A 14,626-nucleotide genomic window follows, 5' to 3' on the forward strand; every position below is an offset into this window, starting at 1 on the left:
GTCCCTTGTATCAAAAGACGGATTCCCAGTTGCGATGAGCTTCTTTTCCAAACTTCTCAAATTCGGCACCCAGAACATGGCTATCGACCTCGGCACGGCCAACACTTTGGTCTACGTCCAGGATCAAGGCATCGTTCTCGACGAGCCGTCGGTGGTTGCCATCGAAACGATCAATGGGCAGCCCAGAGTCAAGGCCGTGGGTGACGATGCCAAGATGATGATGGGCAAGACGCCGGACAGCATCGAGGCCATTCGTCCGCTGCGCGACGGTGTCATCGCCGACATCGAAATCGCCGAGCACATGATCAAGCACTTCATTCAGAAGGTGCATGGAAAGAAGAGCCTGTTCCGTTATCCCGAAATCACCATCTGCGTTCCCTCGGGATCGACCTCGGTGGAACGGCGCGCCATTCGCGACGCGGCCAGCAATGCCGGTGCCAGCGCGGTTTACCTGATCCTCGAGCCAATGGCCGCGGCGATCGGTGCCGATATGCCGGTGACCGAGCCGGTCGGTTCAATGGTCGTCGACATTGGCGGCGGCACCACCGAAGTAGCGGTCCTCAGCCTGCGCGGCCTGGCCTACACCACTTCGGTCCGCACTGGCGGTGACAAGATGGACGAGGCGATCGTTTCCTACGTGCGTCGTCATCACAACCTGCTGATCGGGGAAAGCACGGCGGAGCGGATCAAGAAGGATTACGGCATCGCGGTTGCTCCGGCGGACGGCATCGGTGAAATCATTACTATCAAGGGGCGCGACCTCGTTAACGGCGTACCCAAGGAAATCACCATCAACCAGGCGCATATCGCCGAGGCGCTGAGTGAGCCAATTGGCGCCATCGTCGAAGGCGTTCGCATTGCGCTTGAAAACACCGCTCCCGAACTCGCTGCCGATATCGTCGACCAGGGCATCGTCCTGACCGGCGGTGGGGCACTCATCAAGGGACTCGACGAGCACCTGCGCGAAGAAACCGGCTTGCCGGTGAGTATCGCCGAGGATCCGCTCTCCTGTGTCGCGCTTGGCACGGGTCGGGCAATGGAAGATCCAATCTATCGCGGCGTTTTGATGACCGCCTGACACGAAGGAAGTCGAGGACATGGCGCCGCCTTCCTCACGGCGCTCGGGGCATTCGCGAAGGGCGCAATACGGACAATTCACTGGCTACGTGCTGGCCAGCATAGGTGCGCTCGTGGGCGCGTTGTTGCTGGGCATTTCGCTGCTCAGCCCGCACGCCTTCAGCGGCCTGCGCAGCACTGCGGCGGAAACGGTCGTCCCGGTTGGCCAGGGAGCCGCTGTCGTGCGGTCCGAAGGTCGCAGCTGGATCAACAGCGTGGCGGGTTACTTGCGCGCCGGCAGCCAGAACGATGCACTCAAGAAAGAAGTCGAACTCGCTCGCATTCGCCTCGCCGAAGCCGAAGCCCTCAAGCAGGAGAACGGCCGCCTCAAATCGTTGCTCCAGATCGACGACAGCGACATGGAGCCGGTTGCGATTTCCCGGGTGGTCGGTTCGACCGCAACCAGCGCACGCCGCTTCGCCTATCTCGGGGTCGGATCACGCCACGGGGTCCGGCCAGGAATGCCGGTCCGTTCGCCCCGCGGCTTCATTGGCCGGGTGCTCGAGGTTTCACCCAATAGCGCACGGGTATTGCTGTTCACCGACACCGAAAGCGTTGTGCCGGTCCGCCGCGTCAAGGATGACGTGGTCGCGTTTGCCGAAGGGCGCGGTGACGGGATGATCAGTGTCCGCCTGATTAACCTTGGCATCAACCCCCTCAAGGTCGGCGACATATTCGTAACTAGCGGGGCCGGCGGTTTCTTCCGTCCCGGCGTCGCTGTCGCCGTCGCCACTGAACTGACCGATGATGGTGCGGTTGCTCGCATCATCAGCGATCCGGCCGCCACGGATTTCGTCTCGGTCGAACCGATTTTCCAGCCCAGTACCGTCAAGGCTGCCCGCGTGCCGCCCGATGTGCCGCTCGGAGAATCGACGGTGGTCGAGTAATGCTCGCGCCCAGGCACAAGCGTCGCTTTCGCCTGGCCCGGCGCGATGCCTATGGCAGCCGCATCAACCGCGAACCTTCGCCATTCCTGTTGGCCCTGGTCCCCTGGGGCTCGGTCATGCTGGCAGCGATCATACCGTTCATTATTATCACCACAGCCGTGCCGCTGGTTCCCCCCCTTTCACTGCTATTTTTGCTCGGTTGGCGGCTCGTCCGGCCAGGCGTGATACCAGTCTGGGCAGGCCTGCCTCTGGGTCTGTGGAACGATCTTTTCAGCGGCCAGCCGTTTGGTTGCTCGGTCCTGCTGTTTTCGCTGACCCTGCTGGCGATAGAGTTTGTAGAGAACCGGTTCCCTTGGCGTGATTTCCGACAGGACTGGTGGACCGCTGCGCTCGCCCTGGCGGCCAATATCATCATCGCCGCCATCTTCTCAGGGGCTGACGTCGATCTCGTCCTGCTCGCAGCGATGGGCCCGCAGGTCTTGCTGTCGGTGCTCGCATTCCCCATTGTGGCCCGCATGGTCGCCGATCTCGATAAATTGCGCCTCCTGCGCGTGCGGGAGGTCGACTGATGCCGCTGGGCTTTCCCCGCCTGCCGGTCAGCACCACCCTCCTGCAAAACCGCTTCAACCGCCGCAGTTTTGCGATTGGCAGCGTTGGTGGTGGGGTCGGTATGCTGCTCGCAGGGCGGATGGCCTATATCGCCATCGCGGAGAACGAGAAATACGCGACCGAGAGTGAGAGCAACCGGGTCAATCTTACTCTGATTCCTCCACGCCGAGGGTGGATCCTTGACCGTAATGGTGCGCCGCTGGCCTCTAACCGGGCAGATTTCCGCGTCGACATCATCCCCGAACGGATGGTCGAGCCGGAAGTGACACTCATCCGCCTTGGCGAACTGCTCGATCTGGATCCTAACCGGTTACGGGATCTGCAGGACGAAGTTGCGCAATCGCGGGGCTGGGCCCCGATAGAAGTCGCTAGCGGCCTTGATTATGAACAGTTCGCAGCCGTTTCGCTGCGTTTGCCCGATATGCCCGGTGTCGTGCCCCAGCGCGGTTTTTCGCGCTTTTATCCAACCGGGCCGTCAGTTGGCCATTTGCTCGGTTATGTCGGGCCGGCATCAGCCGAAGAATATGACCAGGACCGCAACCCGCTGCTGATCACGCCTGGGTACAAGATCGGCAAGGACGGCCTCGAGAAGCAGTTCGAACAGAACCTGCGGGGCAAGCCCGGAGCGCGACGGGTCGAAGTGACCGCGTCGGGCCGGATCGTGCGCGACCTCGACACCAGGCCCGATGTCCAGGGCAACCCGGTCAAGCTGACGATCGACGGGCCGTTGCAGGATTATGCTGCACGCCGCATCGGGCTCGAAAGCGGGTCGGTGGTGGTCATGGACTGCGACACGGGCGATTTGCTGTGCATGGCGTCGATGCCCAGCTTCGATCCGAACAGCTTTTCCGAAGGTATCGGTAGTGTGGAATATTCCATGCTGCGCGATGATGACCGCGTGCCGCTGCGGAACAAGGTGCTAAAGGGCCTCTATCCGCCGGGATCGACGATAAAGCCAATGCACTGCATGGCGTTCCTGCAGGCAGGTATCGATCCCAACGAGAAGATCGTCTGCGGCGGCGGGCGCAGGATCGGCAACCGTTTCTTCAATTGCTGGAGCAATCACGGCGTGGTCGATATGGCCAAGGCCATCTACCAGAGCTGTGACAGTTATTTCTACCACTTCTCCCAGCAGATTGGTTTCGGCCCCATTGCACAGATGGCTGAAACCACGGGCCTGGGTCAGGAATTTCCGCTTCCGGTGATAAGCCAGTTTTATGGCACAGTCCCTAACCCGGAGTGGAAGGAGAAAAAATACGGCGAACCTTGGCGCGCGTTCGACACTGTCAATTCCAGCATTGGCCAGGGGTATTACCTGGTCAATCCGCTGCAATTGGCGGTCATGTCGGCCAGGCTGGCGACCGGCAAGAACCTGATGCCGCGGCTACGGCTCGATAAACCACCAACCCCGGCGAGCCTCGGTTTCTCGCAGGAAAATATTGAACACGTCCGGCAGGCCATGGCCGATGTCGTCAACGGACCCGGCACGGCTGGCCGTGCACGGTTGCCGCTGGAGAACATCCAGATGGCCGGAAAGACCGGTACGGCGCAGGTGGTCAGCCTCAGCGTGTCCGATGGTCGCTCTGGCCCGTGGAAATACCGCGACCACGGCCTGTTCGTGTTCTTCGCCCCGCTCGACAAGCCCAAATACGCTGGCGCGGTAGTGATCGAACACGGTGGCGGGTCGGGCGCTGCCTATCCGATCGCCCGCGACGTAATGACCTTCCTGTTCGACCCCGGTAAGGGGCTGGAGGCGCTCAAGACTCTCGAAGACCAATGGGGTGGCACCGCGCAACAACGGCTTTCGCGTAAATATGCTGCCTATGCTGCCGAGCGCGGCGCGCAAGTCGAGCCGGTTCCCCGGCGCGACGAAGAAATTTTCGACCGGGTGGATGCGGAGGCAAGGCTCGCGGCACAGCAGACCGAGGCACTGGCCGAGGAAGCAAGCACGAGTCGGAACGAGAGTACCCGTGGACCTGAGATCGACCGGGGGGCGCGGTGAATTCGATCATCCCTACCCCCGTCGCGCGGCAGCCGTGGGGCGTGCTTATTCCCTTGTTTCTGCTGGTCGGTTTTGGCGCGGCGGTTCTTTATTCGGCGGCAGGCGGCAGTTTCCAGCCGTTCGCTTCCTCGCACCTGATCCGTTTCGCCATATTTCTCTTCGTCGCCAGCATGATGGCGCTGTTTCCGCGCGATGTGGCGAAGTTCTTTGCCTACCCCGGCTATGTCGTGGTGCTGGTGCTGCTGATGGCGGTCGAGGCAGTCGGGGCAATGGGCGGCGGTAGCCAGCGGTGGCTCGAAGTCGGCCCGATCAGGCTGCAGCCGTCCGAACTGATGAAGCCCGCCGTGGTGCTTGCCCTCGCCAAGTTCTATTCCGAATTGCCGGTCGGCATGGTCGGAACCTGGCGGTCGCTGATCCCGGCGGGGGTTATCATCGCCCTGCCCGTCGGGCTGGTGCTGATGCAGCCCGATCTCGGCACCTCGCTGGCGATCATTTTCGGCGGGGCGTTGGTGATGTTCCTTGCCGGTTTACCGATGCGTTGGTTCATGAGCGGGGCCGCGGCCGGCCTAGTAGCAATACCGCTGGCCTATTTCTTCGCGCTCAAGCCCTACCAGCAACAGCGGGTGACGACCTTCATGGATCCGGAAAGCGACCCGCTCGGCACCGGCTACCACATTACCCAGTCCAAGATCGCAATCGGATCGGGCGGGTTAACTGGCAAAGGGTTCAACGAAGGTTCGCAAAGCCATCTCAATTACCTCCCCGAACCGCATACCGATTTCGTCTTCGCGACCATGGCCGAGGAATGGGGATTGCTCGGCGGAATTTTCACACTGGTGATGTTCGGCCTGATCCTGGGCTGGGGTCTCAGGGTGGCGCGACAGGCCCGGCACCGGTTCGACCGTTTGCTTGGCGCAGGGCTCGTCGGCACCATGTTCTTCTACATCGCCATCAACCTGTTGATGGTGATGGGCCTGGCCCCAGTGGTGGGCATCCCCCTGCCCTTCATGAGCCATGGTGGTTCGTCCATGATGACGAATATGATCTGTCTTGGTGGCCTGCTGATGATCAACCGCTGGAACCGCCTGCGGACGGCCGACGGGATTGCCTGATCGGGAGCAGCGCAATCCCCTCTTCCAATTGGCGCAACGCTCGCTATATGCAGCGCCTCGCGTGATTCGGAGACTGCAAAGCAGGACGCCGAATGACCGTTCCGCCAAGCGGAAAGTGGACCCTTAGCTCAGTTGGTAGAGCGTCTGACTCTTAATCAGAATGTCGTTGGTTCGAACCCAACAGGGTCCACCATTTTCCTTTAGATTGCGGATTTGGAGCGCCTTGCGGTCGTGGCGTGATACCCGATGTTCAGCCAAGCGATTCTTGCAATCACATTATAATGTGATATCTGGTCTGCATGAGCACATCCACGATCACACGCGTTCGCGAGCTAATTCAGACCGGACACATGACCCGCGCCGGCCTCGCCAGAGCAGCGGGGCTACACGCCAACACGCTGCGCGAATGTACCGACGCAAGCTGGAACCCGACAGTCGAGACATTGTCCAAGCTGGAAGCCTTCCTGATAGAGAATGATGACCGTCCGGTCCTGGTAGGCGCCGAGGAAATCATCAACGAGGCACGCAACGGGCGCATGTATATCCTCGTCGACGACGAAGACCGTGAGAACGAAGGCGATCTCATCATCCCTGCCCAGATGGCGACGCCCGACGCGATCAATTTCATGGCCACCCACGGCCGCGGCTTGATCTGCCTGGCGCTCGACAAGGATCGGGTGGATACGCTCGGTCTCGAGCCGATGACCCGCAACAACACTGAAAGCATGCAAACCGCCTTCACGATCTCGATCGAGGCAAAAGAAGGCGTGACCACCGGCATTTCAGCAGCCGACCGCGCGCGCACCGTTTCGGTCGCCATCGACGCCGCCAAGGGGCCTGGCGATATCGTCATGCCGGGCCACGTATTCCCGCTCGCTGCGCGTAAGGGCGGAGTCCTGGTCCGTGCCGGCCATACCGAGGCGGCGGTCGATATCTCGCGCCTTGCCGGGCTCAACCCCTCGGGCGTGATCTGCGAGATCATGAACGAGGACGGCACCATGGCCCGGCTCGAGGACCTGGTCAGCTTCGCACGGATGCACAATCTCAAGATCGGTACGATCCGCGATCTTATCGAATACCGCATGCGGCACGATCACCTGGTCGAGCGGGTCGACGACAAGGCATTCGAGAGCGATTACGGCGGCCAATGGCGCCTGCTGACCTATCACAACAAGGTCGACGGTCGGGAGCATTACGTCCTGCAGAAAGGTCATGTGGTTCCGGGCGAACCTACCCTCGCCCGCGTCCACCCGATCTCGATCTTCGATGATGTGCTGGGCCAGCCCGGCCCGCGCAAGCGTACTTTGCAGCGCGCTATGCAGGCGATCGGCGAGCACGGTTCGGGGATTATCGTGATTATCACCGGACGACGTGCCTCGGGCAGCTACAGCGAGGAGGACGAGGTCCGTAATGTCGGCATCGGTTCGCAAATTCTCGCCGACCTTGATGTGCACGAGATGATCCTGCTCAGCAATTCGCAGCCGAATGTCGTGGCAATCGAAGGCTACGGCCTCGATATCGTCGACCACAAGCCCTTGCCGGAGTAAATAGCATGGCCCGTTTCCTGATTGTCGAAGCCCGTTTCTACGACCATCTCAACGACATGCTTGTTGCCGGGGCGCTCGCTGCGCTCGAAGCCGAGGGGCACGAGGTCGAGGTCTTGACCGTACCGGGTGCGCTTGAGCTGCCCGGTGCCATCGCCATGGCTGCTGAAAGCGGCGAATTCGACGGCTTCGTCGCAATTGGCGTGGTTATTCGCGGCGAGACCTATCATTTCGAGATCGTCGCCGGCGAAAGCGCGCGGGGCATCTTGGCGCTGACGATGGATGGAATCGCCATCGGCAATGGCATCATCACCACCGAGAACGAACAACAGGCACTGGAGCGCGCCGATCCTGCGCGCAAGGACAAGGGTGGCGAAGCTGCCAAGGCGGCAATGGCCTTGCTGGCGTTGCACACGCGCTTCGGACGCTAGGAAAAACCGTCGAGGATGCCCTTCAGCCCCAATGGCGCGAAGGGACCCAGGATCAATTGTTCGAATACGCCGATCCCTTCTGTTCCATCGCTGCCCAAGACCGAGACGGGAATTTGCACATGCAGGTTCTCGGGCTGGAGCGGATCGACTTTTGTGAGGTCGATGTCCTCGCGCTCTACCGAGAGTGCGCCGTGGTAGATGCCGTGCCCCCACTTGGGATGGGTATAACCCAGCCCCTTCATCTGGAACCGGCCAAGAGGTTCAAACTTGACCTGTTCGGGCGCGCCCATCAACGCCAGTGACAATGTGCCGCCGCTGGGCCAGCGCGTATCGCTTTCCAGTCGGGTGCGCATTCCTCCCGCGCCCTCGGTTATCTCGCTTGCCCGCGCTCCGTCATCTGCCCAGGCCGCACGCGTGTTCCAGGCTTCGCCATGGGTATCATTGTTGACGTGGAAGAACAGGCTGCCGCCAGGGAAGTTGACCGGGGTCCACTGCCAGAAGAAGGACGGCACCTCGTGCCCGGGAATTGGCTGCGGATCGCGCATCCCGATCGGGCGGACACCCCAACTGCGATCGCGCGTGCCCGTTGTTCCGGCCGCCAGTTCCTGTCGCTCGTCCCCAACCGAGATCCAGCCCTCGTAACGCCCGTTTTGCGTCATCCGGGTGTAATCCATGAAAGAGCGTGTCCCCATGCGATGGGTAAAACGCGGTTCCTCGATAGGATAAGCTCGGCCAGTAAAGGTGATATCGGCAGCAATGCCGTCGTGTTCCTCGACCACAAGGCGCAAGGATTGCAGTGGCTCGATCACTTCTATTCGGATTGGCCCGACGGCCATGGCCATGCGTTCCAAGCCCATGACGCAGCTGGCGTGGAGGCAATGCTGCACACCGTCACGGATGACGCAGAAATGCGCGTCGGCGATGTCGAGATGCGGGTAGACGCCAAATGCAGCGGCGAAGAAACCTCTGCCATCCGGCGCGTAGCCATTGAAGAAATACCGATCGTAAAAATTGCGATCAGTGCCAGCATAGGCGACCGGCTCGGCGGTCTGGTGGATTGGGAACTCGTCGCCTTTGCTAAGTGCCATCGCATCGCTCCTTCAGGGTAGCCAGGGCGTCATGGTCCAGCGCTAGTGCGCAGGCACCACGGGCCATCGACAGGAAATTGGCGTCGCCGCGTTCGGTCCGTTCGACAAACGAAGCACTGAATACCGCCGTGGTCAGGCCGCTCAGCGCGCCGCGCCGGTAGTCGTCCCAGATCTTGTCGCGCGTGATCGATACGCCGCGCCGCCCCATCTCGGTGCAGTAGAGATCGAGCAGGTGGTCTTCATTTGCGCTTCGCAATTCATGACCGATGCCGCAGCCAAGGAAATAGCCGATGTCGGTCAAGGGGTTGCCCAAGCTGACCGTTTGCCAGTCGAGGACGGCCGCCGGTTCGGCGCCGCCGCGGATATCGAACAGCATGTTGTCGAGACGAAAATCGCCGTGGACCAGGCCTATCGGCTCTTCCTCGCGCATGGCGAAAAAGCGATCGCTCAATGCGGCGATTTCCTCGCACAGGGCCATGTATTCCGGTTCCAGCAGGTCGACATAGCGTTCGCGCCAGACACCCTGAGCCTGCGGATACAGTTCACACAATTGTGCGGTAAGGTCGGGTTGGACTTGCAACCAGTCGCGTTCGAGGATTTCGGCGTTGCCCCAGGACGGAGCGTGGACCGCCGCTGCTTGCCTGATCGCGGCCTCGGCATCAGCCAAGGTGCAACCGGCAATCTGGTCTCCGCCGCGTGCGGGGCCCAGATCCTCGAAGAGGAGAACGAACTCGCTGCCATCCGCCGACAGCCCGGCAAAATGCACTTCTGGCACCCGGACATCGAGCAATGGCGCGATTTCACGGTAGAAGCGCACCTCCTTGGCATAAAGGCCCATCAGCGAGGCTGTGCCCCTGCTTGTGGCGTCGGCTGCAGGAAACTTCGCTGCTAGAGTTGCAGGCGTAGTCCCGGCCTCGCGGGAAGAGAGCAAGAACCGAACGCTGTCGGCAACCTGCCCGGTGCCTATCGGGGACCACTCGACTGCATCGACATGCAGGCCGAGCGCCTCGCTCAGCCAGCCCGGCGTTACGGCGTCGGGATGCGTCGGAAATTCGGCCATTACCCTCCCCTCGAAGGGAGGGGTATGGGCCTTTGCGCGGTAGCTGCCAAGATGCCTCTGAGCGAGGCATCTTGGCCGGAGTTCAGCGGGCCAGTCTTCCGAAGCAGGCAGCGCCAGCGTAGTGCGCGCTGCCGCCCAGCTCTTCCTCGATCCGGATCAGCTGGTTGTACTTTGCCAGCCGGTCCGAGCGGGCAAGCGAGCCGGTCTTGATCTGCCCGCAATTGGTCGCCACCGCGAGGTCGGCGATGGTCGCATCTTCAGTTTCGCCCGAGCGGTGGCTCATCACGCAGGTGTACCCTGCGCGGTGGGCCATATCGACCGCTTCAAGCGTTTCGGTCAGGGTGCCGATCTGGTTGACCTTGACCAGCAGCGAGTTGGCCAGGCCCTGTTCAATGCCCATTGCCAGTCGCGCCGGGTTGGTCACGAACAGATCGTCGCCGACCAGTTGCACGCGGTCACCGATGGCTTCTGTCAATGCTTTCCAGCCATCGAAGTCATCCTCGGCCATGCCATCCTCGATCGAGCGGATCGGGTAGTCGGCGCACAGCTTCGCCAGGTAGTCAGCCATTTCCTGGCCTCCAAGCGACAGGCCTTCACCCGACACTTCGTATTTTCCGTCGCGATAGAATTCGGTCGAAGCGCAATCGAGTGCCAGCGCAACCTGTTCACCAGGCTTGAATCCGGCCTGTTCAACCGAACGCATAATGAAGTCGAGCGCATCGCGAGTGCTGGAAAGATTGGGAGCGAATCCGCCCTCATCGCCGACCGAAGTAGACAGACCCTTGTCGGCCAGCCCCTTCTTGAGCGTATGGAAGATTTCGGCGCCCCAGCGCACCGCCTCGGTCAGGCTATCGGCGCCAATTGGCATGACCATGAATTCCTGGATGTCGATCGGATTGTCGGCATGTTCGCCGCCATTGACGATGTTCATCATCGGCACCGGCAGGACGTGCGCGGATACTCCGCCAACATAGGCCCACAGCGGCAGGCCTCGTGCTGCAGCGGCGGCCTTGGCAACCGCCAGGCTGGTGCCGAGGATGGCATTGGCGCCCAGCGATGCCTTATTGTCGGTCCCGTCGAGATCGATCAGTACCTGGTCGAGATCGCGCTGGTCCTCCGCATCAAGACCCAGCAAAGTGTCGGAAATAGTCCCATTGACCGCGTCGACGGCCTTTCGCACGCCCTTGCCCAGGTAGCGCCCCTTGTCGCCATCTCGCAGTTCGACTGCTTCGTGTGCGCCCGTCGATGCGCCCGAGGGGACGGCAGCGCGACCGAAACTGCCGTCTTCGAGCAGGACGTCGACCTCCACCGTGGGGTTGCCCCGGCTATCCAGGATTTCGCGAGCGTGAAGATCGATGATGGCAGTCATGGGTTTATTGCTCCGGCGCGCAGGTGTTGTGTACTGGTAAGACACCCCCATATAGGGTATGGGTGAGCGCTCTATGCAACGGAACTATACGGTGCAAGCAGCGTTGGACCCGTGCATGCGTATTTATCGACGCGCAGATATTACAACGTCTAACGGAGGGATCCCCACATGGCCAAATCAGCAAGCAGTTCGGGCGGTTCGAAATCGACCGCCAAGTCGAAGAACACCAGCAGCAAGTCAACAACCCCGGCTCAGGAACCTGAAGTCATCCAGGCGACCGCACATCGCGATGAAGCCAAATCGCGCTTCAACGCAGCGCTCGATGAAGCCAAGGCTGGCGCTGCCGCGCTCAAGGCAGAAGCAGGCCAGGTCGTGGGCACTTATCGCGAACAGGCCAAGGGCCGCAGCAGCGATCTTGCCACTGATGCGCGTGCCTATGGCGAAGAAGCCAAGGTAAAGGCGAGTGAACTGGCGGTCGAAGGCAAGCTCAAGGCCAGCGAAGCACTGGCTGCACTCAGCCGCCTGGTTTCCGAAAACGCCACCCAGATCGACGATCAGTTCGGTCCGAAATACGGCGACTATGCTCGCAATGCCGCTCGCTCGCTGGAAGAAAATGCCGCCAAGCTCGAAGCCAAGAGCATCGAGGAACTCGGCGAGGACACTCGCGAAATGGTTCGCAAGAGTCCTGGCACGGCGCTCGGCATAGCAGCAATCGGCGGATACATCCTCGCCCGACTCTTCCGCCGCTAAGATACGGAAAGGGGCCCGCGTGAATGCTGGATGATGGCGTAGACGACGAGCAACCGAATATGCTGGATACAGCGCCTAGGCCGGACGGCAATGGTGAAGAACCTCCGCCGTTCGGATCTTTGGCCGAAGATGTCGGTGCGCTGTTCGAAGACGGCAAGACCTATCTCGAAGCAGAGGTCGCCTTTCAGAAAACGCGTGTGGCCTATGTTGGCGACAAGGCTCGCCAAGGCCTGTTCTTCGGTCTTGGCGCCCTGGCGTTTCTGCATCTGGCGCTGATTGGCCTTGTTATCGGCCTTATCTTCGCTTTGGCCCCCTATCTCACGGCATTCGGATCGACTGCAGTGGTGGTCGGCATCTTGTTGATCGGCACTGTAATCTTCGCCCGGCGGGCGAGCCGGAAATTCGGCGACCTTGGTGACGCTTTTTCAGACCCGGCGGAGCGAAATGAGCAGGATTGACCAACAGTTGCATGAAGACCGCTTGTTGCGCGATGCCGCACGCGCATTGGTCGATGCCGATATTGCGAGGGTGAAGGCCGATCTCGATGGCGGCAGCCTGGGTCGTCGCGCAGTGGCACGGATCAAGGACGGGGCCGAGGAATTGCTCGAAACCGCCAGCGATGCTGCTGAATCGAAGCCTGGTGTCCTGGCCGCTCTGGTCGGAGCGGTGGTCTTGTGGTTTGCCCGCAACCCGATCCTCGACGCCTTCAGAGACCCGGATCCGAATCACGATGCTGACAGCGAAGAACATCAACCCCCGAACCCCCAATCGGAGACATAATATGACCACGACCGAAGACACCCGCGACGCTCTGCGTCAACGCATCGAAGAGGGACAGGCCCGTCTTGCCGAACGCGATTGGGCAGCTGACGCGCAGAAGGCAGCCGACAGTGCCAAGGAGTTCGTCCGCGAACATCCGATCGCCACTGTTGCAGGTGTTGCTACCATCGGGCTGCTGATTGGCGCCATGACCCGGCCGGGTCGCCGCCTTGGCAATCGCGCCGCGGGACTGGTGACCTACGCCACCGAAGCCGGCGTTGCCTATGCGCTTGGCGTTATCGACGCTGCCGGCGACCTCGCTGTCGACGTCCGCGAAGCCAGTGCCGAGAAGATGGAAGACGTCGGCGATAGTCTCGAGCGGACTACCCGCAAGGCCAAGCGCGAAAGTGCCTATCTTGCCGCCTCTGCGCGCGATACCGTGCACGACCTGGGCCGCAAGGCCGGTCGTAAGGCCGGGCGTACCTTCCGTAACACGCGAAACCGGGTAGCCAGCTAAACACGGCGATCCTGCTTTCGGGCAGTTGACGGCGCGCGCTTGGCGGTTTGCCAGCGCGCGCCCTTCGTCTATGTGCGCGCACGAGATTCTCAATCCCGAAGAAAGTCGACATCATGCAAGAAACCACCCCCAAACAGGAACTCTACCTCGTCATGGGCGGCCGTGTTGCCGATCCGCGCGCGATCACTTTCCAGGATCCGGAAAGCGTGCACGTTGTGGGAGTGTTCAGCAGCTATGAGACAGCCGAGGACGCATGGCGTGGCCAGGCGCATCGCACGGTTGACGATGCTGAAATGAAATATGTCATCGTGCATCTGCACAAATTGCTGACGCCCAAGGCCTGAACCAGTCCGGATGGCCTATACCATCCGACCTTTCGACACTGGCGATGCCGAGCAGCTCGCCGAATTGGCGCTGCGTGCTATCCGCAGGATCGGCCCTCGCGCTTATTCGGCGGAGCAGGTTGATACTTGGGCACGCCGTCAGGGCGATGCAGCGACCTATCGGCAACGGGTGGATCGCGGGGCAGTCATTTTCGTAGCCGCCGACAGTGAAGATATGCCGGTTGGCTATGCGCTGTTGGAACCGGACGGCCATGTCGACCGCCTCTATTGTGACCCGGCGCACACCAGGCAGGGACTGGCGGTGCAGCTGCTGCTGGCTGCCGAGACACACGCCAATGCGCGAGGTATCAAGCGTCTTTATTCAGAAGCCAGTGAGCTGGCACGTCCTGCATTCGAGCGCGCTGGCTACGACGTGACGCATCGCCGGGACTTCGTCCTCGACGATGTCGCAATCCATAACTACGCGATGGAAAAGCGGCTCGATTAAGAATCTGGGCGCATCCCGCCGCAGCGGGACGCGCACCACCTGTCAGATGAATTCGATTTTCTCGACGAGGTAGAACTTGTCGCCCGACGGGACGGTCACTTCGATCTCTTCGCCAACCATCTTGCCGATCAGCGCCCGCCCGATCGGCGAATTATAGCTGATCCGGCCCTTGGCCGCATCGGCCTCGGTCTGGCCGACAATCTGGTATTTGACCGGCTTGTCGTTCTCGTCGAGCAAGGTCACGGTCGCACCGAACACGATCTTGTCGCCCGACAGGGTCGTGGGATCGATGATCTGTGCCCGGGTAACGCGGTCCTCGATGTCGGCGATTTGCATCTCGACATGGCCCTGTCGTTCCTTGGCCGCATGATATTCGGCATTCTCCGACAAATCGCCATGCGCGCGCGCTTCTTCGATCGCGTCGACGATTTTCGGCCGTTCTGCCCGCAGCGCCTTGAGATCGGTGGTTAGCCGCTCGTAGCCTTCTGCAAGCATCGGAACCTTATCCATCACTGTCCCCACTTCGTTTCTTTCTCTTAAGACTCCACCCG

Annotated in this window: 17 protein-coding genes and 1 tRNA gene; 14 read left to right on the forward strand and 4 right to left on the reverse strand. The window is 61.2% G+C overall.

The window, feature by feature from the left end:
• The first annotated feature begins 34 nt into the window (after window positions 1-34).
• From ACXYL9_RS08005 to ribH, 8 genes are all read left to right on the forward strand, one after another.
• Window positions 35-1,078: a rod shape-determining protein gene (locus tag ACXYL9_RS08005; RefSeq protein WP_459039056.1), complete on the forward strand. Its 1,044-nt coding sequence runs from the start codon at window positions 35-37 to the stop codon at window positions 1,076-1,078.
• 19 nt (window positions 1,079-1,097) lie between these two features.
• Window positions 1,098-2,003, forward strand: coding sequence for a rod shape-determining protein MreC (mreC, locus tag ACXYL9_RS08010; RefSeq protein WP_459039057.1), 906 nt, complete (start codon window positions 1,098-1,100; stop codon window positions 2,001-2,003).
• Window positions 2,003-2,572 carry a rod shape-determining protein MreD gene (gene mreD / locus ACXYL9_RS08015; protein WP_459039058.1) on the forward strand — a complete coding sequence of 190 codons (570 nt, stop codon included), beginning with the start codon at window positions 2,003-2,005 and terminating at the stop codon, window positions 2,570-2,572. Before mreC ends, mreD begins: the two co-directional genes overlap by 1 nt.
• Window positions 2,572-4,614: a penicillin-binding protein 2 gene (gene mrdA, locus ACXYL9_RS08020; RefSeq protein WP_459039059.1), complete on the forward strand. Its 2,043-nt coding sequence runs from the start codon at window positions 2,572-2,574 to the stop codon at window positions 4,612-4,614. Before mreD ends, mrdA begins: the two co-directional genes overlap by 1 nt.
• The gene (gene rodA / locus ACXYL9_RS08025) at window positions 4,611-5,726 is read left to right on the forward strand and encodes a rod shape-determining protein RodA (RefSeq protein WP_459039060.1); all 1,116 of its coding nucleotides are present in this window, start codon (window positions 4,611-4,613) and stop codon (window positions 5,724-5,726) included. The genes mrdA and rodA overlap by 4 nt, the downstream gene beginning before the upstream one ends.
• A gap of 117 nt (window positions 5,727-5,843) precedes the next feature.
• A tRNA-Lys gene (locus tag ACXYL9_RS08030) sits at window positions 5,844-5,919 on the forward strand.
• Window positions 5,920-6,025: 106 nt separating this feature from the next.
• Window positions 6,026-7,273, forward strand: a complete 1,248-nt coding sequence (gene ribB / locus ACXYL9_RS08035) for a 3,4-dihydroxy-2-butanone-4-phosphate synthase (protein ID WP_459039061.1) — start codon at window positions 6,026-6,028, stop codon at window positions 7,271-7,273.
• A 5-nt stretch (window positions 7,274-7,278) separates the two neighbouring features.
• On the forward strand, window positions 7,279-7,701 hold the full coding sequence (gene ribH / locus ACXYL9_RS08040; RefSeq protein WP_459039062.1) for a 6,7-dimethyl-8-ribityllumazine synthase: 423 nt from the start codon (window positions 7,279-7,281) through the stop codon (window positions 7,699-7,701).
• Here the strand turns inward: ribH and ACXYL9_RS08045 are convergent.
• From ACXYL9_RS08045 to eno, 3 genes are all read right to left on the reverse strand, one after another.
• Window positions 7,698-8,789 carry a hypothetical protein gene (locus ACXYL9_RS08045; RefSeq protein WP_459039063.1) on the reverse strand — a complete coding sequence of 364 codons (1,092 nt, stop codon included), beginning with the start codon at window positions 8,787-8,789 and terminating at the stop codon, window positions 7,698-7,700. The genes ribH and ACXYL9_RS08045 overlap by 4 nt on opposite strands.
• Window positions 8,779-9,849 carry a phosphotransferase family protein gene (locus ACXYL9_RS08050; RefSeq protein ID WP_459039064.1) on the reverse strand — a complete coding sequence of 357 codons (1,071 nt, stop codon included), beginning with the start codon at window positions 9,847-9,849 and terminating at the stop codon, window positions 8,779-8,781. The genes ACXYL9_RS08045 and ACXYL9_RS08050 overlap by 11 nt, the downstream gene beginning before the upstream one ends.
• A gap of 82 nt (window positions 9,850-9,931) precedes the next feature.
• Window positions 9,932-11,218, reverse strand: coding sequence for a phosphopyruvate hydratase (gene eno, locus ACXYL9_RS08055; RefSeq protein WP_459039065.1), 1,287 nt, complete (start codon window positions 11,216-11,218; stop codon window positions 9,932-9,934).
• A gap of 168 nt (window positions 11,219-11,386) precedes the next feature.
• Here eno and ACXYL9_RS08060 point away from each other — a divergent pair, with 168 nt between their 5' ends.
• The 6 genes from ACXYL9_RS08060 (at window position 11,387) to ACXYL9_RS08085 (ending at window position 14,075) form a co-directional block, all read left to right on the forward strand.
• The gene (locus tag ACXYL9_RS08060) at window positions 11,387-11,968 is read left to right on the forward strand and encodes a hypothetical protein (RefSeq protein ID WP_459039066.1); all 582 of its coding nucleotides are present in this window, start codon (window positions 11,387-11,389) and stop codon (window positions 11,966-11,968) included.
• Window positions 11,969-11,991: 23 nt separating this feature from the next.
• Window positions 11,992-12,426 carry a phage holin family protein gene (locus tag ACXYL9_RS08065; protein WP_459039067.1) on the forward strand — a complete coding sequence of 145 codons (435 nt, stop codon included), beginning with the start codon at window positions 11,992-11,994 and terminating at the stop codon, window positions 12,424-12,426.
• Window positions 12,413-12,748, forward strand: coding sequence for a hypothetical protein (locus ACXYL9_RS08070; RefSeq protein ID WP_459039068.1), 336 nt, complete (start codon window positions 12,413-12,415; stop codon window positions 12,746-12,748). Before ACXYL9_RS08065 ends, ACXYL9_RS08070 begins: the two co-directional genes overlap by 14 nt.
• Before the next feature lies 1 nt (window position 12,749).
• Window positions 12,750-13,244, forward strand: a complete 495-nt coding sequence (locus tag ACXYL9_RS08075; protein ID WP_459039069.1) for a hypothetical protein — start codon at window positions 12,750-12,752, stop codon at window positions 13,242-13,244.
• 113 nt (window positions 13,245-13,357) lie between these two features.
• Complete coding sequence (locus ACXYL9_RS08080; RefSeq protein WP_459039070.1) at window positions 13,358-13,588, forward strand: DUF4170 domain-containing protein; 231 nt, start codon at window positions 13,358-13,360, stop codon at window positions 13,586-13,588.
• Window positions 13,589-13,598: 10 nt separating this feature from the next.
• A complete protein-coding gene (locus ACXYL9_RS08085; protein ID WP_459039071.1) occupies window positions 13,599-14,075 on the forward strand; it encodes a GNAT family N-acetyltransferase in 477 nt (158 codons plus the stop codon).
• 42 nt (window positions 14,076-14,117) lie between these two features.
• Here the strand turns inward: ACXYL9_RS08085 and greA are convergent, their stop codons facing one another.
• Window positions 14,118-14,585 (reverse strand): transcription elongation factor GreA, encoded by a 468-nt coding sequence (gene greA, locus ACXYL9_RS08090; RefSeq protein ID WP_459039072.1) that lies wholly within the window; start codon window positions 14,583-14,585, stop codon window positions 14,118-14,120.
• Window positions 14,586-14,626 lie beyond the last annotated feature (41 nt).

This window comes from Qipengyuania sp. CAU 1752, assembly GCF_054482615.1.

Coding starts and splice junctions, on each gene's coding strand:
- ACXYL9_RS08070 (WP_459039068.1), top strand. CDS start 12,413: ATGAGCAGGATTGACCAACAGTTGCATGAAGACCGCTTGTTGCGCGAT.
- mreC (WP_459039057.1), top strand. CDS start 1,098: ATGGCGCCGCCTTCCTCACGGCGCTCGGGGCATTCGCGAAGGGCGCAA.
- ACXYL9_RS08085 (WP_459039071.1), top strand. CDS start 13,599: ATGGCCTATACCATCCGACCTTTCGACACTGGCGATGCCGAGCAGCTC.
- ACXYL9_RS08060 (WP_459039066.1), top strand. CDS start 11,387: ATGGCCAAATCAGCAAGCAGTTCGGGCGGTTCGAAATCGACCGCCAAG.
- greA (WP_459039072.1), bottom strand. CDS start 14,585: ATGGATAAGGTTCCGATGCTTGCAGAAGGCTACGAGCGGCTAACCACC.
- ACXYL9_RS08075 (WP_459039069.1), top strand. CDS start 12,750: ATGACCACGACCGAAGACACCCGCGACGCTCTGCGTCAACGCATCGAA.
- ribB (WP_459039061.1), top strand. CDS start 6,026: ATGAGCACATCCACGATCACACGCGTTCGCGAGCTAATTCAGACCGGA.
- mreD (WP_459039058.1), top strand. CDS start 2,003: ATGCTCGCGCCCAGGCACAAGCGTCGCTTTCGCCTGGCCCGGCGCGAT.
- ACXYL9_RS08005 (WP_459039056.1), top strand. CDS start 35: ATGAGCTTCTTTTCCAAACTTCTCAAATTCGGCACCCAGAACATGGCT.
- ACXYL9_RS08045 (WP_459039063.1), bottom strand. CDS start 8,789: ATGGCACTTAGCAAAGGCGACGAGTTCCCAATCCACCAGACCGCCGAG.
- eno (WP_459039065.1), bottom strand. CDS start 11,218: ATGACTGCCATCATCGATCTTCACGCTCGCGAAATCCTGGATAGCCGG.
- ACXYL9_RS08050 (WP_459039064.1), bottom strand. CDS start 9,849: ATGGCCGAATTTCCGACGCATCCCGACGCCGTAACGCCGGGCTGGCTG.
- ACXYL9_RS08065 (WP_459039067.1), top strand. CDS start 11,992: ATGCTGGATGATGGCGTAGACGACGAGCAACCGAATATGCTGGATACA.
- ribH (WP_459039062.1), top strand. CDS start 7,279: ATGGCCCGTTTCCTGATTGTCGAAGCCCGTTTCTACGACCATCTCAAC.
- mrdA (WP_459039059.1), top strand. CDS start 2,572: ATGCCGCTGGGCTTTCCCCGCCTGCCGGTCAGCACCACCCTCCTGCAA.
- ACXYL9_RS08080 (WP_459039070.1), top strand. CDS start 13,358: ATGCAAGAAACCACCCCCAAACAGGAACTCTACCTCGTCATGGGCGGC.